The following is a 21,904-nucleotide window of genomic DNA, read 5'->3' as shown; positions in this document are numbered from 1 at the left end:
GGTTTCGCCGGGCCGGGCAGGCGTTCGTCTGGCGTGACGCCAGCGCGCGCGTTGCGTCAGACCGACCGCGAATGCCGGTCGATGTAGCGGCGCATCACGTGGAACGCCGTATCGGTGCGGCCCGGCATCGTCGTCAACGCACCATCGGCCGCAAACCCGAGCTTTTCATAGAACCGGTACGCCGCTTCGCGTGCCGTGCACCAGACGAGCGCGGCCCCGCGTTCTTCCGCGTGCCGCACGCAGACCTGCACCAGCACGCGTCCGAATCCCATGCCGCGCACGGCAGGGTGGACGGCCATTCCGCGAAGCCGCCACGCCGGCTGCGCGGGATCGTCGTCGCGCGGTTCCTCGCAGAGCGACGCGACGGCGACGATGCCCGACCGGTCGCGCACGCCGACATGCAGCGTCGTCGGCGCATGGTCGCCGGCCAGCTCGCATGCGTTCAGGTCGCCGTTGAGCAGGATCGTCGCCCTGAGCGGGTGCGTCTGCGCGGCGTCGATCGGCGCGATGGTGAACAGCGTGTCGCGTGATGTCATCAACGTCCCCTGGATGATCCGGCTGCCCGTTACTGGCCGGCCTTGCGCTTTGCCCGGTACGCGAGATACGCGACGATCTGGTCGAGTTCCCGGTCGCTCAGCTGGTCGGGCGGAAAGGCCGGCATGCGGCGGCCCGGCCAGTCGCGTACCGACGCCGGGTCGCGGATATAGCGGCGCAGCGCGGCCGGCTGGAAGTAGTCGACCGGATTCATCGGCGTGTTCAGGTCGGGGCCGGCGTGGCTGCTGCCCGCACCGTCGAGCCGGTGGCAGGCGAGGCATTGCGTGACGAACAGCCGCTGGCCCGCGCGGGCCGGATCGTCGGCGGGCAAGGCCGGATCGACGGCCAGCGACGGCCAGCGCGCGAGCGGCGACGATTCGATCGTGACGCGCACGACCTGGTACGGCCACTGCTCGCCGCGCACCGACGACGCGTCCGGCCCGAGCCACACGAGGTAGAACGGCCCGGCGCTGACCGGCTTGCCGGGCAGCTTCGGCCACGGATGGGCCGGGTCCTCGATCGCGAGCCACGGGACGGCGCGGGCCGGGGCGTGGGGGCGCACGAGATCCAGCGGCAGTTGCGCGGCGAAGCCGTCGGCCGCGCGCGTTTCGAGCACGCCGTCGGCCGGCAGCGGCGTGTCGCCGAGCAGCGCGGCGAACGGCACCGCGCGGAACGTCATCGGCCGGCCGTACGCGATGTCGCGCGGCACGTGGATGTCCGCCGCATCGGGGCGCGCGAGCAGCGTCTGCCGGGTGAGGGGGCGGGCGGTGCCGTCGGTGTCGAGTTCGAGCGTGGACTGCGCCGACGCGCGTTGTCCGAGCAGGCAAACCGTCAGCAGCACGAGCGAAAACCACTGGCGCTTCAGCATTCGTTCTCCGGGAAAGGACGTTCCGGCGGCAGCAGGAGTCGGGCGCCGCGGGCGATGGAAGGAATCGGGCGACAGTCTATCCGCTACGCGCGGCGCTGGCGAATTCCGCTGAGGAAAGGGGCGCGCGAGGCCGGCCCGCGCTGACGACATGACCGACGGCCGGACTGTCGTCAATGACTCGAGCAACGCGCTGCGTCGTTCGGCATCGGCGTGTCGCGCCCGGGTTCGAAATCGGCTTCGTGCGTGCCCGACGGCGTCAGCGACACGAAATGCATGGCCGACCCGCGGGCCGGGAATCCGGCGATGCCGGTCGAGCCCCACGGAATCGGCGAGCGCTGCACGCCGCTCGCGGTAATCGTCGAGGCCCCGAGCGCCAGTGTCAGCAGCCGCCCGTCGCGGGTCGGCACGTACGCATGCGTGCCGGCGACGCCGATGCCGGATTCGCGCACCGATGCGGGCAGGCAGTCGAGCGTCGCCGTGCGGCGGCCGTCCGGCGCGATCAGCATCGCGATGCCGCGATCGTCGGCCGTCGTCGTGACGACGATGAAGCGGTCGATCTCCGTCACGTAGGCCGACGAGTACACGTAATACCGGATCCTGTCGTTCAGCGTCCCGAGCATGTCGAGCTTCGCCGTGACGGGATCGAACATCGCGTATTCGAGCGTCGCGTCGGTGCTGCCTTCGATGAATTTCTGCCACACGAGCAGCGCGGTGCGCGGCGAGCCCGCGATCACGGGCCACCATTCGCGGCGGTGCGGCGCGACCGCGACGTGGTTCAGCACGTGTCCGGCCGCGTCGTAGGTCTTCAGGTAGACGCCGTTGCCGGAACCGAGATTGTCGACGCCGCCGCCGTCGACCCAGTCGGCGGAATAGAACACGACGAAGCGTTCGCCGACCGTCGCGACGTGCCCCGAATGGCCGCCCGACTCGACGTCGTTCGGGTAGGGCTTGACCGGCTTCAGGTCGCGGCGGTAGATGCCGTAGCGCTGGCTGACCTCCTGCGGCGCCTTCCAGCCGTCCTCGAACGTGACGAAGATGTCGCCGCGCGCGTTTTGCGCGATCGATACCGGTTCCTGCGCCTCGGGGCGGCTGATGAACGTGTGAACGTGCAGCAGGCGCGGCTCGCCGGGGCGCCATTCGCCGACGTACACGTCGTGCGGCCAGCTGCCGCCGCGCAACGCGCCACGCGGCTCGATGCCCGAGCTGCTGAAGAACACCCAGCGCTTGCCGTCGCCGGCGTCGGCCACGCCGATGCCGTGCATGAAGCGGCGCGGGTCGCCGGTGGCCTGCGGCGACGGCGAAGCCTGGACGGTGACCGTGTGAACGACCGGCGCGGCGGCGACGGCGACCGGCGGCGCCGCGCCGATGCCGCACGCACCGCAAAGCGCGGCCGCGACGCATCGCGCGGGCGCGGGCACCGGGCGCGGGCGCCGTTTCATTCGACGGTCACCGATTTCGCGAGGTTGCGCGGCTTGTCGACGTCGGCGCCGCGCGCGCAGCCGACGTGATACGCGAGCAGTTGCAGCGGGATCACGTTGACGATCGGCGACAGCAGGTCGCCCGACTCGCGCACGCGGATCAGGTGCGTGTCGCGGTCGGCGTCGATTTCGAGCTGACTGCCCGCCAGCACGTAGAGCCGTCCGCCGCGCGCGCGCACCTCGGCCATGTTGGACTTCAGCTTCTGGAACAGGCGGTCGTCCGGCGCGATCGTGACGACGGGCATCGCGCTCGTGACGAGCGCGAGCGGGCCGTGCTTCAGCTCGCCGGCCGCATACCCTTCCGCGTGGATGTACGACACTTCCTTGAGCTTCAGCGCGCCTTCCAGCGCGATCGGGAAGTGGATGCCGCGCCCGAGGAACAACGCATTCTCGGTGCGCGCGAACTTCGCGGCCCAGCCCATGACCTGCGTTTCCAGCGCAAGCGCATGGCCGATGCGGCCGGACAGCGCGTGCAGCTGCTTCAGGTGCGTCGCGACCTGCGCCGCGTCGAGCCGGCCGCGCAATTGCGCGAGGGTGAGCGTCAGTACGAACAGCGCGACGAGCTGCGTCGTGAACGCTTTCGTCGACGCGACGCCGAGCTCGATGCCGGCCCGCGTGAGGAACCGCAGCGGCGCATTGCGCGCGATCGTGCTGGTCGCGACGTTGCAGATCGCCAGCGACAGTTCCTGGCCCATCGCGCGCGCCTGCTCGATCGCGCCGATCGTGTCGGCCGTTTCGCCCGACTGCGAGATGCCGACCACGAGCGTGCGTGGATCGGCCACCGTGTCGCGGTAGCGGAATTCGCTGGCGATCTCCACCTGCGCGGGAATGCCGGCGATGCTCTCCAGCCAGTATTTCGCGGTCAGTCCCGCGTAGTAGCTGGTGCCGCAACCGAGCAGCAGCACGCTCCTGACGCTCGACAGCCGCGCGCGCGTGCCGTCGGTCGCGTCGAACAGCGCCGGCGAGATCGTGTCGATGCCGTCGAGCGTGCTGTCGATCGCCTTCGGCTGCTCGAAGATCTCCTTCTGCATGAAGTGCTGGTACGGGCCGAGCGCGGCGTCTCCCTCGCGCGCCTTCATCTGGCACAGCGGGCGCCGGGCTTCGTGCCCGCCGGAGTCGACCACGGCGATGCGTTCCGGCGTGATCAGCGCGACGTCGCCGTCCTCCAGGTAGACGAAGCGGTCGGTCAGGTCGCCCAGCGCCGCGCAGTCCGACGCGAGGTAGTTCTGCTCGGCGCCGATGCCGATCACGAGCGGCGAGCCGGCGCGCGCGGCGACGAGGCGCTGCGGCTCGTGCGCACTGAGGACCGCGATCGCATAGGCGCCGTGCAGCCGCTTGACGGCGCGCACGACCGCGTCGAACAGGTCGTCGCGATAGACGCTGTGGATCAGGTGCGCGATCACCTCGGTGTCGGTCTGGCCGCGAAACGTGTAGCCGCGCTCCCGCAGCTCCGCGCGCAGCGCGTCGTGGTTCTCGATGATCCCGTTGTGCACGACCGCGATCGTGTCGCCGGACATGATCGGATGCGCGTTCATTTCCGACGGCGCGCCGTGCGTCGCCCAGCGCGTATGCGCGATGCAGGTCTGCGCTTCCAGGCCGAGCGTCAGCACGCGCGCCTGCAGGTCCGTCACGCGCCGCAACGTGCGTTCGCTGCGCAGGCGGCCGTCGTCCTGCACGGCGATGCCGCACGAATCGTAGCCGCGATACTCGAGCCGGCTCAACGCATTGACCAGTTGCGGCACCTGATTGTTCAGGCCGCTTGCTCCGACGATTCCGCACATGATTCACCTCGTCCAGAAGAAGTTGCCGGCCTGCCGGCGATGCATGGCAGCGCGGCGTCTGGAGCGGCGCCGCGCGGCACGGGGGCGTCCGGTGCGCGGCGGCGCGTCTCCGCTGACTTACTCGCGGGGCGGCGGCCCCGCGTGGGCTACCCATTCGATGCCGGAAATCGAACCGTTCGCGTCATGCGACGCGACGAGAATGCGCGTCGTGCGCCGCGCGCCGCGCCGGCGGGCACCGGCCAGCGCGGTGGACGGCACCGAGCGCGCCTTCGCGCTGGCCGAGCGCCGCAGCATCTTCGACACGCGCAGCCGGTGGGCGAGCGGATGCACGACGCGCCCCGCGATCAGCCACGTGACGATCGTGCCCGCGATGAGCGCGATCGAGGTCGCGTAGAACACCATTTGCTCGATCGGCATCTCGGCTTCGTTGAACGGCAGCAGGTAGCGGTACGTATAGATGCAGATCGATGCCCACACGGCTCCGACCAGCGCCGGCCGCACGAGGCGGAACCAGACGACCAGCACGGAGCCGACGACGCGGCCGCGTTCGGTGATCATTTCGCGCGGCGTGCGCAGGGAAAGGTCAATAATCGGCGCGTTTTTCATGTTGAATGCCTCGGTCGGGGCTGACCCATACGGCCCGCTTGCCGCGGCCCCGCAGCACGACGGCCGGCAGGGCGACGACGGTGGTGATCATGCTGATCAGCCAGAAAGCAACGGGATACCAGATGGTGTCCAGGAAATACATCAGGAGTTTTTCGTCATACTGACGATCGATCATGCTGCCGACGATCAGCTGCAGGATGCAGGTCGCGACCAGCAGCATCCCGTGCCAGTGCGGCACGACCGATACGTGCCAGCTCGGCGGCAGCGGGTAGACGAGGTTCAGCAGCGCGAGCAGCAGGATGAACGACATCGAATAGGCCCACGCGATGCCGATCAGGTATTCGACGAACAGCGGCCACATCATCATCTGCGTCGGCCGCGCGAGCGTGCCCGCATATTTCATCAGGACCTGGATGCCGCCTTTCGACCAGCGCAGCCGCTGCCGGTAGAGCCCCTTGAGCGTCTCGGGCATCAGGATCCAGCTCAGCGCATGCGGTTCGTACACGACGCGCCAGTCGCGGCACTGCAGTTTCCAGCTGATGTCGATGTCCTCGGTCAGCATGTCCGAGCTCCAGTAGCCGACGTCGGCGAGCGCGGTCTTGCGGAACATCGTGACGACGCCCGACACCGTGAAGATGCGGCCGTACACCTGCTGCGTGCGCTTGATCAGCCCGACGATCGACGAGAATTCGCCGACCTGCATGCGGCCGAGCAGCGACGTGCGCGTGCGGATGCGCGGGTTGCCGGTCACCGCGCCGACGCCCGGGTCGGTCAGGAAGTGCTCGAGCATCCAGCCGATCGCGTCGTGCGCGAGCAGCGAATCGCCGTCGATGCACAGCAGGTATTCGGCGTTCGACACGGCCGCCGCGGTCGTCAGCCCGACCGCCTTGCCTTCGTTGCGCGCGTGGTGGATCACGAGCAGCCGCGGGATCTCGACGGCCAGCGCGTTGAGGATCTCGCCGGTACGATCCCGGCTGCCGTCGTTGACCGCGATGATGTCGTAGTTCGGATACTGCATCCCGTTCAGGTGGCCGATCACGCTGCGCGCGTTCGCGGCTTCGTTGAAGCAGGGCACGACGATCGAGATCTTCGGGATGCCGCTCGCCGCGATCGTCCGGGTCGACAGCGTGCGGCCTTCTTCCAGCAGGAAGTAGTGCACGACGCCGCCGATCATCCACAGATACGACATGAAGAACGGGTAGTAGAAAACGAAATCCTGCAGGCGCGTGATGAGGCTGTGGGTGGTCATGGCGTCTTCGTCCCCTGCGATTGCTGCATCTGCATCAGCGCGTTGATCGAGGTGGGGTCGAGGCGCGACTTCAGCGACATCACGTCGCGCATCGCGTCGAGTTCCGGCTGGCCGTTCAGGAAGTTGTCCGGGTAGTACCCGAAATTCACGGCGCCCTCGCTGCGCAGCCGCCGCATCTGCGTGAGCAGCGTGCCGGCCGGCACGTCCTTGTGCGCGCGCCAGTCGTACGACTGCAGTTCGAACACGGTACGCTGCAGCCCGCGCTGTTTCGCGCGCACGGCCCGCACGAGCTGGTCCAGCCAGCCCTCGGGGTCCTTCGCCTGCTCCATGTACGGCATCGCCATCAGCGCGACGTAGTCGTAGGCGGCGAGGAAGTCGTCGTAGTTCTGCGCATACCACGCTTCCGATTCGGGCTTGAGCACCGGCATCGCGAAGAGGTTGCGCGCGGTCAGCACGTCGCCGACGTTCTGGTGGGCCAGCACGATCTGCTCGAGCTGCCGGGTCAGGTCGATCAGGTAGCGCGACTTCTGGCGGGTCCAGCGCTTCATCAGTTCGGGGTTCTCGCGGATCTTGCCGATATCGGCGGGCAGCCCCCACTGCGCATAGATGCGCAGCGCATGCCGGCCCGCGTCCTCGTAGTCGTCGAGCACGGCGTCGTCGCTGAACAGGATGCCGCTGAACGACGCATGCTTGCTGAGATCCTCGTAGATCTGCTGGATCATCAGCCGCGCGTCCGGATCGAACGGGCTCAGCCGGAACACGCGCGTGCCGTTCTCGCGGGCCGGCGCGCCGCCGTGGGCGCTGACGGCCTCGAGCCCGCGCTGCTTGTCGGCCGGCGGCCGGAACGCGAGCACCGGCATCCACGCGTACACCTGCACGTTGGCACGCGTATTGAGCTGCCACGCGGCGCGCGAGAACAGGTCGGCGCGCATCGGCAGGTGCCGGTTCGGGAAATACACCGATTCGGCCACGCCCGTGCCCTTCGGGTCCGCATAGGCCTGCAGGTACACCGATTTCGGCTGCATCCGGTAGATGCGCTCGATCAGCTTGCCGAGATTGGCTTCCTGCCGCGCGGGATCGGGATCGTAGACCTGGTCGAGATCGACCTGCACGATGCGCTCGGGCACGTCGACGTCGCCGCGGTTGGACGCCGGCTCGCGCATCGAGCGCTCGAACCCGCCGATGTCGACGTCGTACATCATCAGGATCCGTCTCAGCCGGTCCAGCGGCACGTCCGGCGTGTTCGGGCCGGCGTCGAGGCTGAACTGGATGTCCATGCCGAGCGACGTCGAGATCTGGCGCACGGGCTGGTTTTCCGCGCCGTACGGCCATACCATCGAGCGCGCGACGACGCCCGTGTGGTCGCGGATCTGCCGTACGCAGGTCTGCAGGTCGTTGTGCACGCGTGCCGCGAATTCGGCGTCGGTTTCATAGCGTTGCTGATCCTGCAGGTACAGGTGCGACGTGGTCGCCGGCAACTCGTTGCCTTGCGGATTCGCGATCGCGCCATGATGGAGGTTGTGGGTATGGCAGCCGAGTTCGACGAGACGGGACTGGCCGACCTGCTTCACTTCGTCCCACGACATGAAGTAGTCGCGCGGTACCTGGATCTTGTCGCTGATGCGGATCGGCGCATCCGGCGGCGCGTCGATCCACGCGGTGACGATGCCCATCACGGCCGGATACTTGAAGCGCTCGAGCAGCGGCAGCACTTTCGTGTAGTGGCTGCGGTAGCCGTCGTCGAACGTGAGCAGCACCGCGCGCGGCGGCAGCGGCGTGCCGCCGTGCCGCGACTCCTCGATCTGCTTGACCGTGATGGTGTGGTAGTTGTTGGTCTGCAGCCACGAGAAGATCGCGGTCAGCGTGCCGGTATCGACCGCGAACGGATCGACCATCGCCGACGGCGACGAAAACGACGCCATCAGGTTGTCGCGCACGTCGTGCATGCAGATCACGCGGAACGTCTTGCCGTCGGCCGGATCGGACGGCGGCAGCAGGTCGATCATCTTGGCGTTCGTCACGCCCGGGAACAACGAACAGGCGGCAAACGTGCCGAGGCATCCGCACATGAAGGTCCGTCTGGTGTGCATGAACGCTCTCCTTGCTAGAACGGCAGGTTGACCGACAGGAAGCCGGTTTCGGAGCGCTCGCGCTGGCCGTCGTACGCATGGCTGCTGACTTCGACGCCGTAGGTCAGCGTGATGTCGTGCTTGAACGTCCACGCGTGCTCGAGGCGCGCGCTCCACAGCGGACTGGTGCCGAAGCCGCGCTCGTTGTACACGCCGCCCGACACCGACACGCGTTGCTGCAGCCCCATGTCGCCCTTCTTCCACAGCGTTAGCTGGTGCATGACGGTCGCCGCGGCCGCGTAGTCGCGGCCGGGGCTGAAGTAGGGCGCGTCCTGGCGCGTGTTGCTGTCCGTGCCGAGGTTCAGCGATACGTTGACGAGCTGGTTCGCGGTCGTGTACACGCGCTGCGTGCCGGTCGCGGAAATCTCCTGGTGCAGGTTCGAATCGCTGTAGCGGCTCACGCCGTAGCTCAGCCTGATCTCGCGGCGGTCGTTCTGGCGATACACGACCTCGACGTTCGCCGAGCGGCCCCAGATGTGCGCGGCATAGGCCTTCCACGGCAGCGAGTTGTCGTTGGTGTCGAGCCCGGCGCCGACCGTCCAGTAGTCGTTCAGCGCGTACGCGATCGTCCCGCGGCCGCCGGTCCGGCCGTCCGCGCCGAACGAGCGCGTGACTTCGCCCTGCACGGTGAGCGGGCCGTGCCGGTAGTCGCCGCCGACACCGGTGCGCGTGCGGCTGACGTTGCCGCCGTCGGTTTGCGCATGACCGAAGAAGGTGTGCGAGAAGACGCGCCAGTTGTCGCCGAACGGTTGCGAATACACATAACTGTCCGACGTGAAGCTGTTGTCGGCCAGCGCGCTGTTGCCGTGCTCGAAGCTCAGGTCGGTCGTGAACACGGGGCTGCGATAGGCCTTGTAGTCGCGCTTGAAGCCGCGCACGGCGCCGCTGTCCGGGAACGTGTCGCCCAGGGTCTGGTCGACGGTCTTCGCGGTCGCGTAGTCGTCCGCCGTGAGCGACGCGCGGCCGAGGCCGGCAAGCATCTCGACGCTGTCCGGGTGATCGGTCAGCGACGCGCGATACATCGAGATCGCCTGGCGCGGGTGCGACTGGCCCGACACCGCGTCGGCGTGCGCGGCACGGATCTCCGCGTTGAACGGCACCTGCTTCTCGAGCTGTTCGAGCGCGGCGATCCCTTCGTCGGCATGGCCCGTGAAGATCAGGTATTGCGCGCGCAGCCGGTAGTAGCGCAGGTAGTCGCCTTCCTCGGGGCCGACGTTGCGCACCTCCTTGACGGGCGGCAGCGACTTGCCCATCTCGTCGAGTACCTGCTTCGCTTGCGCCGCGCGCCCCTGGTCGACGTACGACCAGAACACGCCTTCGCGCAGTTCGATCTCGCGCGTGCGCACGCCGTACTGGAAGCCGCGGGTCGCGCGGTCGGTCGGCGACGCGGACGCCTGCTTCAGCGCGCGCAGGTAGACGACGTTCGCCTTGGCCGCTTCGCTCAGGTACAGGTAGGCGTCGCCGACGGCCGCCAGCGCGTCGATCGAGATTTCCGCGCTGGACGGAATCGTCTCGAACGTCGCGACGGCCGTCTTCATGTCGCCGCGTGCCGCGTAGGCGACCGTGCGGTCGCCCGCGAGCGCCGTCCTGACCGGCGTGTATTCCGGCGTGGCCGGCATCCGCTTGTCGAGGTCGTCGGCCGCGCGCAGGGCGCTGTCGAGGCCGTCGAAGCGGTCCGAACTCGTCATCGAACGCGACTTGTCGCGTCCGCCGCGCACTTGCTGGCGAATCGACAGTTCTTCCAGTTGCGCGATGTCGACGGCGGAGAACGCATCGGGCCGGGCTTTCGCTTCGTCGAGCGCCTTGATCGCGCCGCCGCTCGCCGCGAGGCCGAACACGTCGTTGCGTACCGTCGCGGCATCGGCGGTGCGGAGATTCGGCGCCTGCGCGTTCGGTGTTTCGACGTCGGGGCCCTGGGATCGCTGGATCGGTTCGCCAGGGAGCTGGGCGCCGGGCGTCGGTGCGTTCGGCGTCTGGGACGGCGGCGGTTGCGAGCCGGGCGTCTGCGGGACGGGGGTGGGGGCGTTCGGCATCGGGGTGCCGGATGCCTGGGCGGTCAGCGTCGGCGTGGTGGCCGGTGAGGCGGTTGTGGTCGGTGCGGCCCGCGGCGGGGCGCCCGACGTGGGCGCGATCGGTGCGGCCGTATTCGCCCGAGCGGTGTCGGATGCCTGCGCAAGCTGCATCGGGGCATGCGACGTTTGCGCGTGCGGTGCCGACGTATTCGGAAACGCGGTGCCGGACGCCTGCGCAAGCCGCATCGGCGCGTGCGATGTCTGCGCGACCGAGGCCTGCGTATCGGCCGATGCCGCGCCAGGCCCCCGGTCAGCCGGCTGCGGCGCGTCCGGGTCCACCACGACCGTGGTCGGCATGGCCGGGTTCGGTGCCTGCGCGATCTGCATCGACGCATCCGATTCCTGTGCGATCGGGGTCGGCGCATGAGGGGGCAGCGTGCCCGAATCCGCGGCGATCTCCATCGACGTCACGCTCGCCTGCCGATCGGGCGCAGGCGCATCCGGCGCGGATCTGGCGATTTCTCTCGCGCCGCCCGATTCCGCGTCGCCTTCGGCGGAGAAGCAGGGGCCGGACGCGACGAGCAGCAACACCAGCGGCGCATGCAGGAGGATCCGCCGGTTGGACGGGGCGACGGTGGTGCATGGTGGTTTCCGAGGGTTGTCCACGGTGTCTCCTCACTCTGAAACGATCACATCGGTTGCACGCCCGACGACGCTCGTCGCCTGCCGTCATCCCCCTGGGCGGCGAGGCCCGGCGGCCTCCGACCGGCTCACAGGCGATTGCGGATCGCTTGTCCCAGCAACGCGCGCGATTCGCTGTTCGTCGGGTCGATCGCGAGTGCGCGGCTCGCGTTTTGCGCCACGCAGTTCCACTCGTCGATCACCGCGCACGAGCGGGCCTTTGCCAGCGCACGTGCGCCTTCAAGCGCCTCGTGCGTGACGCTCGCCGTCTGCATGCGCGCCGCGTCGGTGCCATACGGCGGCGCCTTCGGCGTGAAATCCAGGCGCTTTCGCGTGCCTGCCAGCCTCTCGGCGCGCGGTGCGCGATGTTCGGCAAGCGACCGTGCGGCGGCGCGGCCATGGGCCGGCGCGCCGTGCGTATCGGCTGCCAGTGCCGCGGGCGGTGGAGGGTAGGGCTGCCGGTGTCGGGCGGCGGTGCCGGGCCGGACCCGCGACGCGGCTGGCGGTTCGACCGCGAGCGTGACCGGCGGCGCGGTCGACACCTCGCGCGGCGTCGATGCGGACGGCGCGGGAGCCGGCCCGGGCCGCGCGAGCGGTGCGGCCTGTCGCGCAATCGTCGATGCAGGCGCGGCCGCGATCGGAGGGACGGATGCGCCGCTCGCGCGGCCGGGCGCGGCCACGATGGATTGGCGGTACTGGCCGACCGCGGCGTCGATCGCGCCGGCGATGTCGTGCGTCACGCTCGCATGGCCGGCGGTCTTGTCCCGCTCGGTATACGCGAAGAGGCTGAAGATCGCGGCGAACGCGACGAAGCTGAGCGCCGCGTTCTTTCCAGGACCCCAGGAGGGTTTCGGCGGGCGGGCGGACGAGCCGTCGGGTCGTTCTGCACGAGTCATTCGAAGCTCCTCGATTCGATGCGTTGCGGTGGATGACGCGATCGGGATGGGGTCAGGCGGCGTTCACCATCGCAACTGCGTGGTGAGCGTGCCCGTTTCGACGATCGCGAACTGGGTCGCTCCCTGATAGGTCCCTTCGACCCGGTAGCTGGCGTCCGGCACGCTGAACAGGCAGCGCGATCCCGCGGCGTTGAATTCGACGAGCACGCGGCCATGTCGCCGCAGGCGGACCTGGACGTTGGCGAGCGGTTGCCCGGTGCGGCCGGAAGCAAACGACACGCCCAGGTTGTATGGCCGGCCGTCGGGAGGAAGCGGTGCCGTCCCGTCGATGCGTGCGTCGCCGCAGATATACGAAATCACGTAGCGGCCGGCATCCGGACCGGACGCCGGCGCCTCGGCCATCGCGTTCACGCAGAGCGAGGAAAGGAAGACGCTGAGGAAAGGGCGAGCAGGCAGTCGAAACGAAGAAGACATTGCAACCTCCCGTCCGGAATCAATGGCGAGCATTTATTCCGAGTCAGATTTGGCAGCGTTCTTTTTGCGACACGCTATTGATACACGATGGCTTTTGAATCAACAACCGCGTGTGGCTGGAATGGGACGAAGGGAAATATCCTATTTAAATAGGATAACGATGGATTCGTCTGATTCGTTTAATGCTGAAGAAAGTCGATATTGCCGAATATGATTATTGCTGGTCGGTAGCGATGATCGAGCACGCATTGAGTCACGTCGGAGGTATCGACGTTCGTGCCGAAAAGTAACGACTGATAAAAGGAATTCTTGCGGCTGTGTTCGACGCGAAACAATGAAGGTCAGGATACAGGTCGTGCGTCGTGAAAAGAGGGTGCGACGTTTTTGTTATTTTGGGTTGTTGCTGGTAAATGGAAACTTTTATTTTGTTCTGTAACAGGGTATTTCCGTCCGTAAAATCGGTCTTAATATTCGGACGTAATGCCGTGCCAGTAAAAAATACGATATTGAATGCAAACGTTTGCGTTTCGCCTGATATCGATTGCAGATCGGGCACAGGGATTTCACGGGCTTCGGCGGGCTTGGCGATTGCTGGCTGGAGAAAGCGCATTCGCACCGTGAACCCGCGCGGCGCGAATGCAGGAATCAGCGGCTGCCGCCGGCGAGTCGCCGTGCGGTGCGCATCGCCGGCGCGGCGGCCTGTTCGGCATCGACCGCGCCTTCGACCGCCGCGCGCGGCCGGTTCATGATGTAGGTCCACAACTGCTCGGCCGCGAGCCCGCGCTTGCGAGCCGATCGATACAGGCGGATCTCGAGTTCGGTGATCCAGTCTCCCGAGCCCGCGCATACGAGCGTGCCGTCGGCGAGCTCCTTCGCGACGCAGCTTTCCGGCAGCCAGCCGATGCCGTGCCCGGCCACGACCATGCCTTTCAACGCCTCGGACATGTGCGTCTCGAAGCATCGGTGCACCGCATACGGCTCGGTTGCGTTCAGCAGCAGCATCTCGACGATGTTGCCGAGAAACGCCCCCGACGAATACGCGAGCAGCGGGAGCGGGGCGTCCGGCGTGCCGGGCAGCTGAAACACCGGCTTGCCGCGCGCGTCGGGCGTCGACACCGGCAGGATTCGTTCGATGCCGAGGCTGACGAACGGGAAGTGGTTCGGATCGAGCACGATCGGCAGCTGCGGATGGTGATAGCCGAGCAGCAGGTCGCATTCGCCTTCGACCAGCTGCTGCACGCCTTCCGGCACGTTGACCGCGTTGACGCGGGCGGTCACGTGGCCGACTTCGCCATGGAGCTGCTTGAGCCATTCGGGGAACAGCGTGAACACGAGCGTATGCGCGACGGCGAACCGCACGACCTGGTCGCTGGCCGCGAACTGGTCATAGCCGTTCACGAGATTGCGCGCCGCATACATGCTGCGCAGGATGTCCGCGGCAAGCCCGCGAAACATCTGGCCGGCCGGCGTCAACGCAACCGGATTGATGCTCCGGTCGACCAGCTTCGCGTCCATCCACGTTTCGAGGGCGGCGATTCGTCTGCTGAATGCCGATTGCGTCAGGTGCCGATGACGTGCGGCCCGGGAAAAGCTCTTGGTATCCGCCAGGCTCAGGAAATCTTCCAGCCACTTTGCTTCCATTTCGATCTTCGCTTTTTATAGTCGGGCGCCTGAAAGGCGACAGCATCGCTGCGCCGCGCCAGTTTTCTAGCGTACCGCGCCTCGCGGGGGCGGTCCGATGTTTTTTTTCGATCGGTGTCAGTCGAAATATGCATGAGCGTTGTCGGCGGGATTACGGCTACATAGCGTTGAGGTGCCGGACCCGGCTAACCGGATAGTTCACCGCGTCGAACGCCCGGCGTGCCGCAGACGGTACTTCCCCAGGGTCGGTTGCGCCGTGTGCGTGCCGGCCCGCCTCCCTTGCCGCGATCCGGTGCCCGGTCGCGCCATTTTTTTGTGCAGTGCAGATTGCACATTCGTGACACGCGGGGGAACTATGTTTGCAGGACGCGGCGCAGCATCGGCCGTGCGCGCTCGCGGCGCATGCGGGCGCCCGCCGCGCCGGGTGATGCACCGTTATGGTGCGCGATGCCGTGCGGGCGTGCCCGGCGCGGCGCAAAAACGGGGGGATATCGGGGGGTAGCGCAAGGCACGTTCCTTGCAAAGCATTCATTACGCCGGTCCGGCATGCGCAATGCCGGGGAAAACGATCGATGGAGAAAAGATCGATGAAGCCATTCGATGAAATGCTGCAATCCGGCGACATGGTAAGGGCGCCCTACGCGCGCCTGAAGCAATGGCTCGACACGCAGAATCCCGCGAGCCTCGCCCAGAAAGCCCACGACGCGGAAGGCGTGTTCCGCAAGACGGGCATCACGTTCGCCGTCTACGGCGACGCGGAGGCCGCCGAGCGGCTGATTCCGTTCGACATCGTCCCGCGCATCATCTCGGGCGCCGAATGGAGCCGCCTCTCGCTCGGCATCGAGCAGCGCGTGATGGCGCTGAACGCCTTCCTCGACGACATCTACCACCGCCAGGAAATCGTGCGCGCGGGCATCGTGCCCAAGCACCTGATCGCGCACAACGAGGCGTTCATCCCGGAGATGATCGACTTCCGGCCGCCCGGCAACGTGTACACGCACATCATCGGCGTCGACATCGTGCGCACCGCCGAGAACCAGTTCTACGTGCTGGAGGACAACGCGCGCACGCCCTCCGGCGTGTCCTACATGCTGGAAAACCGCGAGACCATGATGCAGCTCTTCCCGGAGCTGTTCCAGCAGGTGAAGGTGCGCCCGGTCGAAACCTACCCGCAGATGCTGCGCCAGTCGCTCGCCGCGGTGTGCCCGCCCGGCGGCAACGCCGACAACCCGACCGTCGCCGTGCTCACGCCCGGCATCCACAATTCCGCGTACTACGAACACTCGTTCCTCGCCGACCAGATGGGCGTGCACCTCGTCGAGGGCAGCGACCTGCAGGTGATCGACGGCCGCGTCGCGATGCGCACGACCGAGGGCTTCCAGCCGATCGACGTGCTGTACCGCCGCGTCGACGACGCCTTCCTCGATCCGCTCACGTTCCGCCCCGATTCGGTGCTCGGCGTGGCGGGGATCATGGACGTGTACCGCGCCGGCAACATCACGATCGCGAACGCGCCGGGCACCGGCATCGCCGACGACAAGGCAATCTACTCGTACATGCCGGAGATCGTCGAGTTCTACACGGGGCGCAAGGCGCTGCTGGAGAACGTGCCGACCTGGCGCTGCGGCGAGGCCGACAGCCTGAAGTACGTGCTCGAGCATCTCGACGAACTGGTCGTGAAGGAAGTGCACGGCTCGGGCGGCTACGGGATGCTGGTCGGCCCGTGCGCGTCGAAGGCCGAGCTCGAGGCGTTTTCCGCGAAGCTGCGCGCGCGTCCGGCGAACTACATCGCGCAGCCGACGCTCGCGCTGTCCACGACGCCGATCCTCACCGACGCCGGCCTCGCGCCGCGCCACGTCGACCTGCGGCCGTTCGTGCTGGTGTCGGACCGGATCCGCATCACGCCGGGCGGGCTCACGCGCGTGGCGCTGAAGGAGGGATCGCTGGTCGTCAACTCGAGCCAGGGCGGCGGCACCAAGGACACCTGGGTGCTGGCCGACTGAGCCGGATGCGACCGCGCGCGCCGCAGCCGGCGCGCGAACCGAACGAAGACGGAGTGGACACGAGATGCTTCTGGGACGTACTGCAAGCGGGCTCTACTGGATGTACCGCTATATCGAGCGCGCGGAGAACATCGCGCGCATCGTCGATGCCGGCTTGAGGATGGCGCTCACGCGCACGTCCGACGCGCCGGCCGAATGGTCGTCGGTGCTCGTCAGCTCGGGCGCGGACGACGGCTACCGGGAGAAATACGACGCGTATGCGGCCGATACGGTGACCGACTACCTGCTGCGCGACCGCGACAACCCGTCGAGCGTGCTGTCGTGCATCGAGGCCGCGCGCTCGAACGCGCGGATGGTGCGCACGGCGCTCACGCGCGAGGCGTGGGAAAGCGTGAACGGCGCGTGGCTCGCGCTGCGCCGCGCGCTGGCGCAGCCGGTGCCGGAGAGCGAGCTGCCGGCCGTGCTCGACGAAGTGAAGCGCGAAACCGCGCTGATCCTCGGCAGCTTCTACAGCACGATGCTGCGCAACGAGATCTTCGATTTCGCGCAGATCGGCGCATTCATCGAGCGCGCGGACAACACCGCGCGGATCATCGACGTGAAGTACCACCTGCTGCTGCCGTCGGTATCGCACGTCGGCACGATCCTCGACAACTACCAGTGGGAGACGATCCTGCGCTGCGTCGCCGCGCACCGTTCGTACCGCTGGGTGTACGACGTGCAGTACAAGCCGATGAACATCGCCGACTACCTGATCCTGAACGGCCGCATGCCGCGTTCGCTGCGTTATTGCTACGGGCGCGTCGTGTCGAGCCTGAACCTGCTTGCAAAGGATTACGGCGTGACACACCCGTGTCACGACACGGCCACGAAGATCCTGCAAATGCTGTCCGATACCTCGGTCGAGCGGATCTTCAAGAGCGGGCTGCACGAGTTCCTGACCGACTTCATCGGCCGCAACAACAGCCTTGGGCTCGAAATCGCCCAGGCTTACAACTTCGACTGAGACTTGCCATGCGACTCGCCATTCGACACATTTCGCGTTATCAGTTCGACGATCAAGCCACCCATGCGCTGCAACGGCTGCGGCTGCGCCCGCAGTCGGGCCCCGGGCAGACGGTGCGCGCGTGGCAGGTCACGATCGACGGCGTCGAGCCGTCGCTGTCTTACGCCGACGGGCTCGGCAACCGGATCGACCTCGTGCGTCACGACCGCGGCGCGAAGGCCGAGATCGTCGTCGTCGCGGCCGGCGTCGTCGAGACGCAGGACCGCGCGGGCATTCTCGGGAATCCGGAGGGCTATGCGCCGCCGTGGATCTTCGAGCGCGAGACCGCGCTCACGAAGGCGGGCGATACCGTGCGCGAACTCACGGAAGCGCTGCCGATCGAGCCGCACGGCCTCGACGCATTGCACTGGCTGATGACGGAAGTGCACGACCGCATCGCGTATGCGCCGAATCTGGCCGCCGACGTGCCCGTCGACGCGGAAACCGCGCTGCAAAGCGGCGAGGGCACGAGCCGCGACCATGCGCATGCGTTCATCGCGGCCGCGCGCGTGCTGAAGATTCCCGCGCGCTACATCTCGGGCTACGTGCTCGCCGACAGCGCGATGCAGCGCATCGCCGATGCGAAGCAGAACGCGGGCGACGTCGAGGAGGAGGAAGCGCTCGCGCTGCAGAGCGGCGAGGGCATGCAGCAGATGCTCGGCGCATCGCATGCCGCGCAATCGCAAGGGCTGCCGCAACCGGCGCTCGGCGCGCAGCCGCAGGCCGCCGCGCTGATGCAGCAGCCGGCCGGCCATGCATGGGCCGAGGCGTACGTGGAAGGGCTCGGCTGGGTCGGGTTCGATCCGTTCATGAACCGCTGCCCGGACGAGCGCTACGTGCGCATCGCGGTCGGCCTCGATTATCGCGACGCGCAGCCGGTGACGGGGCTCGGCGCGACGGCCGTCGGCGTCGAGATCAGCGTCGTGCAGTCGCCCGAGCTCGTCTGACCCCGCGCACGCTTTCGCCGAATCCGCCATGCCGGGCCGCCGCGTCGAGTGCGACGCGGCGCGCGCGGCCGGCCCAACCCGAACCGAGTTCCCATGTCCATCCACGTCGCGCTGCATCACACCACCCGCTATCGCTACGACCGGCTCGTCAACCTCGGCCCGCAGGTCGTGCGGCTGCGGCCCGCGCCGCATTGCCGGACGCCGATCCTTGCGTACTCGATGACGGTCGAGCCCGCGCAGCACTTCATCAACTGGCAGCAGGACCCGTTCTCGAACTATCTCGCGCGGCTCGTGTTTCCGGAGCGCACCGAGCACTTCGAGATCACGATCGATCTCGTCGCCGAGATGTCGGTGTACAACCCATTCGACTTCTTCCTCGAAGCGAGCGCCGAGCAATACCCGTTCAGCTATGACGATGCGCTGAAGACCGAGCTCGCGCCGTATCTCGTGTGCGATCCGCAGACGAGCGCGTCGCCGTTGTTCCGCACGTATCTCGACGGCGTCGATCGCACGCCGGCCGGCACCGTGAACTTCCTCGTCGCGCTGAACCAGCAGCTTCAGCACGACATCGGCTATCTCGTGCGGATGGAGCCCGGCGTGCAGACGCCCGAGCAGACGCTCGAGCTCGCGTCCGGCTCGTGCCGCGACAGCGCGTGGCTGCTCGTGCAGCTGTGCCGTCATCTCGGCATCGCCGCGCGTTTCGTGTCGGGCTACCTGATCCAGCTCACGCCCGACGTGAAGTCGCTCGATGGCCCGAGCGGCACGTCGGTGGACTTCACCGACCTGCATGCGTGGTGCGAGGTGTACCTCCCGGGCGCCGGCTGGATCGGCTTCGACCCGACGTCGGGCCTGCTCGCGGGCGAAGGGCATATTCCGCTCGCCTGCACGCCGCAGCCGACGAGCGCCGCGCCGGTCGAAGGGCTGATCGACGAGTGCGAGGTGTCGTTCGAGCACGAGATGACCGTGACGCGCGTGTACGAATCGCCGCGCGTGACGAAACCGTATACGGAATCGCAGTGGGACGCCGTGCTGGCGCTCGGCACGCAGGTCGACGGCGCGCTGGCGGCCGGCGACGTGCGGCTCACGCAGGGCGGCGAGCCGACCTTCGTGTCGATCGACGATCGCGACGGCGCCGAGTGGAACACCGATGCGCTTGGCCCGACCAAGCGCGGCTACGCGACCGAACTCGTGCAGCGGCTGCGCGCCGAGTACGGCGACGGCGGTTTCCTGCATTTCGGGCAGGGCAAGTGGTATCCGGGCGAGCAGCTGCCGCGCTGGGCATTGTCGATCTTCTGGCGCGCGGACGGCCAGCCCGTGTGGCACGATCCGTCGCTGTTCGCCGACGAGCGCGAGCCGTCCGCGTACACGACCGACGACGCGAAGCGCTTCATCGATGCGCTCGCCGCGCGGCTGAACCTGACCGACGAATTCATCCAGCCCGGCTACGAGGATGTCTGGTACTACCTGTGGCGCGAGCGCCGGCTGCCCGTCAACGTCGATCCGTTCGACTCGCGACTCGACGACGAGCTCGAGCGCGCGCGGCTGCGCAAGGTGTTCGACCAGCAGCTCGACAGCGTGGTCGGCTACGTGCTGCCGGTCAAGCGCACGGACGATGCACCGGGTCTCGACGGGCCGCGCTGGCAGACGGGCCCGTGGTTCTTCCGCGACGAGCGGATGTATCTCGTGCCGGGCGATTCGCCGATGGGCTATCGACTGCCGCTCGATTCGCTGCCGTGGGCCTCGCGCGCCGACCATCCGTACCTGGTCGAACGCGATCCGTTCGCGCCGCGCAGCGCGCTGCCGGACGCCGCCGCGATCCGTGCGCGCTACGCGGGCCCGGCCGACGCGCCGCGCTACCTGTCCGGCGTGCATCGCGAAGCGCCTGCGCAGACGGTCATGCAGTGGCGTGACGACGGCACGGCCGCGGGCGGGCGCGCGTCAGCGCACGATCCGCAGCGCCGGCCCGAGCGCTTCGAATCGGCCGCGTGGATCACGCGCACCGCGCTGTGCGCCGAGGTGCGCAACGGCATCCTGTACCTGTTCATGCCGCCGCTCGCCGCGCTCGAGGATTATCTCGACCTGCTCGGCGCGATCGAGCTGACCGCGCACGCGCTCGGCGTGAAGCTCGTGCTCGAAGGCTATCCGCCGCCGCGCGATGCGCGGCTGAAGCTGCTGCAGGTGACGCCCGATCCCGGCGTGATCGAGGTGAACATCCATCCGGCCGCGAGCTTCGACGAACTCGTCGACCACACGGAATTCCTGTACGACGCCGCGTGGCAGTCGCGGCTGTGCAGCGAGAAATTCATGGTCGACGGCCGTCACGTCGGCACGGGCGGCGGCAACCACTTCGTGCTCGGCGGTGCGACGCCGGCCGACAGCCCGTTCCTGCGCCGCCCGGACCTGCTCGCGAGCCTGATCGCGTACTGGCACAACCATCCGTCGCTGTCGTACCTGTTCTCGGGGCTGTTCATCGGGCCGACGAGCCAGGCACCGCGCGTCGACGAGGCGCGCAACGACCAGCTGTACGAACTCGACATCGCGTTCGCCGAGATCCAGCGCAACAAGCTGCTGTTCGGGCAGGACATGCCGCCGTGGCTCGTCGACCGCGTGCTGCGCAACCTGCTGATCGACGTGACGGGCAACACGCACCGCAGCGAGTTCTGCATCGACAAGCTGTATTCGCCCGATTCGTCGACCGGCCGGCTCGGCCTGCTCGAGCTGCGCGCGTTCGAGATGCCGCCGCACGCACGGATGAGCATCGTGCAGCAACTGTTGCTGCGCGCACTGGTCGCGCGTTTCTGGGCCGCGCCGTACACGACGCCGCTCACGCGCTGGGGCACCGCGCTGCACGACCGCTTCATGCTGCCCGAGTTTCTTCAGATGGATTTCGACGATGTGCTGGCCGAACTGCGCGAGGCCGGTTTTGCGTTCGATCCGGCGTGGTTCGCACCGCACTTCGAATTCCGCTTCCCGCTGTTCGGCCAGATCGCGGTGAACGGCATGCAGCTGTCGTTGCGCGGCGCACTGGAACCGTGGCACGTGATGGGCGAGGAGGGCGCGCCCGGCGGCACGGTCCGTTACGTCGATTCGTCGGTCGAACGGCTCGAGGTGCGCGTGACGGGGCTGAACGACAACCGGCACGTCGTGACCGTCAACGGCCGCGCGCTGCCGCTGCAGCCGACCGGCACCGTCGGCGAGTACGTCGCGGGCGTGCGCTACAAGGCGTGGTCGCCGCCGTCCGCGCTGCATCCGACCATCGGCGTGCATGCGCCGCTCACGTTCGACATCGTCGATACGTGGCTGCAGCGCTCGCTCGGCGGCTGTCGTTATCACGTCGCGCATCCGGGCGGGCGCAACTACGCGACGTTCCCGGTCAATGCATACGAAGCCGAGAGCCGCCGGCTCGCACGCTTCGTCGAGATGGGGCATACGCCGGGGCGGATGGATGTCGCGGCTGCCGCGCCGAGCCGCGAATTCCCGTTCACGCTCGACTTGCGGCGGCCGTGATCCAGTAACGACGGGGCGGATGACGATGCGCGGCTCGCGATCTCCCGGCGGCC

15 protein-coding genes are annotated in these 21,904 nt (G+C 67.9%); 4 read left to right on the top strand and 11 right to left on the bottom strand.

From position 1 onward, the window contains the following. Positions 1–56: 56 nt before the first annotated feature. From AC0KUR_RS00655 to AC0KUR_RS00605, 11 genes are all read right to left on the bottom strand, one after another. Entirely contained in the window at positions 57–536 is a 480-nt protein-coding gene (locus tag AC0KUR_RS00655) for a GNAT family N-acetyltransferase (RefSeq protein ID WP_049033562.1), read from the bottom strand. Positions 537–565: 29 nt separating this feature from the next. After that, positions 566–1,402 (bottom strand): c-type cytochrome, encoded by an 837-nt coding sequence (locus AC0KUR_RS00650; RefSeq protein ID WP_069705095.1) that lies wholly within the window; start codon positions 1,400–1,402, stop codon positions 566–568. A gap of 170 nt (positions 1,403–1,572) precedes the next feature. Next, the gene (locus AC0KUR_RS00645; protein WP_473375188.1) at positions 1,573–2,841 is read right to left on the bottom strand and encodes a hypothetical protein; all 1,269 of its coding nucleotides are present in this window, start codon (positions 2,839–2,841) and stop codon (positions 1,573–1,575) included. Beyond that, a complete protein-coding gene (glmS, locus tag AC0KUR_RS00640) occupies positions 2,838–4,661 on the bottom strand; it encodes a glutamine--fructose-6-phosphate transaminase (isomerizing) (protein ID WP_473375187.1) in 1,824 nt (607 codons plus the stop codon). The genes AC0KUR_RS00645 and glmS overlap by 4 nt, the downstream gene beginning before the upstream one ends. A gap of 117 nt (positions 4,662–4,778) precedes the next feature. Beyond that, positions 4,779–5,267 (bottom strand): hypothetical protein, encoded by a 489-nt coding sequence (locus AC0KUR_RS00635; protein WP_034185946.1) that lies wholly within the window; start codon positions 5,265–5,267, stop codon positions 4,779–4,781. Next, a complete protein-coding gene (pgaC, locus tag AC0KUR_RS00630) occupies positions 5,245–6,516 on the bottom strand; it encodes a poly-beta-1,6-N-acetyl-D-glucosamine synthase (RefSeq protein WP_124668986.1) in 1,272 nt (423 codons plus the stop codon). Before pgaC ends, AC0KUR_RS00635 begins: the two co-directional genes overlap by 23 nt. Then, entirely contained in the window at positions 6,513–8,606 is a 2,094-nt protein-coding gene (pgaB, locus tag AC0KUR_RS00625) for a poly-beta-1,6-N-acetyl-D-glucosamine N-deacetylase PgaB (RefSeq protein ID WP_473375186.1), read from the bottom strand. Before pgaB ends, pgaC begins: the two co-directional genes overlap by 4 nt. A 14-nt stretch (positions 8,607–8,620) precedes the next feature. Next, the gene (gene pgaA, locus AC0KUR_RS00620) at positions 8,621–11,323 is read right to left on the bottom strand and encodes a poly-beta-1,6 N-acetyl-D-glucosamine export porin PgaA (RefSeq protein ID WP_473375185.1); all 2,703 of its coding nucleotides are present in this window, start codon (positions 11,321–11,323) and stop codon (positions 8,621–8,623) included. Between the two features lie 104 nt (positions 11,324–11,427). Beyond that, positions 11,428–12,234 (bottom strand): hypothetical protein, encoded by an 807-nt coding sequence (locus AC0KUR_RS00615; RefSeq protein WP_473375184.1) that lies wholly within the window; start codon positions 12,232–12,234, stop codon positions 11,428–11,430. A gap of 63 nt (positions 12,235–12,297) precedes the next feature. Beyond that, positions 12,298–12,708 carry a hypothetical protein gene (locus AC0KUR_RS00610; protein ID WP_034185951.1) on the bottom strand — a complete coding sequence of 137 codons (411 nt, stop codon included), beginning with the start codon at positions 12,706–12,708 and terminating at the stop codon, positions 12,298–12,300. A 645-nt stretch (positions 12,709–13,353) separates the two neighbouring features. Further along, entirely contained in the window at positions 13,354–14,349 is a 996-nt protein-coding gene (locus AC0KUR_RS00605) for a LysR substrate-binding domain-containing protein (protein WP_473375183.1), read from the bottom strand. A gap of 587 nt (positions 14,350–14,936) precedes the next feature. On the opposite strand from AC0KUR_RS00605, the gene AC0KUR_RS00600 reads away from it, so the two are divergent. The 4 genes from AC0KUR_RS00600 to AC0KUR_RS00585 all read left to right on the top strand — a co-directional run bounded on the left by AC0KUR_RS00600 (position 14,937) and on the right by AC0KUR_RS00585 (position 21,851). Next, positions 14,937–16,352: a circularly permuted type 2 ATP-grasp protein gene (locus AC0KUR_RS00600; protein ID WP_069245928.1), complete on the top strand. Its 1,416-nt coding sequence runs from the start codon at positions 14,937–14,939 to the stop codon at positions 16,350–16,352. 64 nt (positions 16,353–16,416) lie between these two features. Beyond that, positions 16,417–17,358, top strand: coding sequence for an alpha-E domain-containing protein (locus AC0KUR_RS00595; RefSeq protein WP_069245929.1), 942 nt, complete (start codon positions 16,417–16,419; stop codon positions 17,356–17,358). Positions 17,359–17,366: 8 nt separating this feature from the next. Further along, a complete protein-coding gene (locus tag AC0KUR_RS00590; RefSeq protein ID WP_034191645.1) occupies positions 17,367–18,344 on the top strand; it encodes a transglutaminase family protein in 978 nt (325 codons plus the stop codon). A 93-nt stretch (positions 18,345–18,437) separates the two neighbouring features. Continuing rightward, positions 18,438–21,851: a transglutaminase family protein gene (locus AC0KUR_RS00585; protein ID WP_034191644.1), complete on the top strand. Its 3,414-nt coding sequence runs from the start codon at positions 18,438–18,440 to the stop codon at positions 21,849–21,851. The last annotated feature ends 53 nt before the right edge of the window (positions 21,852–21,904 follow it).

This window comes from Burkholderia sp. YHN3-13, from assembly GCF_055810675.1.
Note: the sequence above shows the minus strand (reverse complement) of the source record. Positions and strands in the feature narration are given on the sequence as shown.

Bases quoted from the DNA above. Each gene is read 5' to 3' on its own strand.
- AC0KUR_RS00585 (WP_034191644.1), top strand. From the start codon at position 18,438: ATGTCCATCCACGTCGCGCTGCATCACACCACCCGCTATCGCTACGAC.
- AC0KUR_RS00590 (WP_034191645.1), top strand. From the start codon at position 17,367: ATGCGACTCGCCATTCGACACATTTCGCGTTATCAGTTCGACGATCAA.
- glmS (WP_473375187.1), bottom strand. From the start codon at position 4,661: ATGTGCGGAATCGTCGGAGCAAGCGGCCTGAACAATCAGGTGCCGCAA.
- AC0KUR_RS00605 (WP_473375183.1), bottom strand. From the start codon at position 14,349: ATGGAAGCAAAGTGGCTGGAAGATTTCCTGAGCCTGGCGGATACCAAG.
- pgaC (WP_124668986.1), bottom strand. From the start codon at position 6,516: ATGACCACCCACAGCCTCATCACGCGCCTGCAGGATTTCGTTTTCTAC.
- AC0KUR_RS00635 (WP_034185946.1), bottom strand. From the start codon at position 5,267: ATGAAAAACGCGCCGATTATTGACCTTTCCCTGCGCACGCCGCGCGAA.
- AC0KUR_RS00610 (WP_034185951.1), bottom strand. From the start codon at position 12,708: ATGTCTTCTTCGTTTCGACTGCCTGCTCGCCCTTTCCTCAGCGTCTTC.
- AC0KUR_RS00595 (WP_069245929.1), top strand. From the start codon at position 16,417: ATGCTTCTGGGACGTACTGCAAGCGGGCTCTACTGGATGTACCGCTAT.
- AC0KUR_RS00600 (WP_069245928.1), top strand. From the start codon at position 14,937: ATGAAGCCATTCGATGAAATGCTGCAATCCGGCGACATGGTAAGGGCG.
- AC0KUR_RS00650 (WP_069705095.1), bottom strand. From the start codon at position 1,402: ATGCTGAAGCGCCAGTGGTTTTCGCTCGTGCTGCTGACGGTTTGCCTG.
- pgaB (WP_473375186.1), bottom strand. From the start codon at position 8,606: ATGCACACCAGACGGACCTTCATGTGCGGATGCCTCGGCACGTTTGCC.
- AC0KUR_RS00645 (WP_473375188.1), bottom strand. From the start codon at position 2,841: ATGAAACGGCGCCCGCGCCCGGTGCCCGCGCCCGCGCGATGCGTCGCG.
- AC0KUR_RS00655 (WP_049033562.1), bottom strand. From the start codon at position 536: ATGACATCACGCGACACGCTGTTCACCATCGCGCCGATCGACGCCGCG.
- AC0KUR_RS00615 (WP_473375184.1), bottom strand. From the start codon at position 12,234: ATGACTCGTGCAGAACGACCCGACGGCTCGTCCGCCCGCCCGCCGAAA.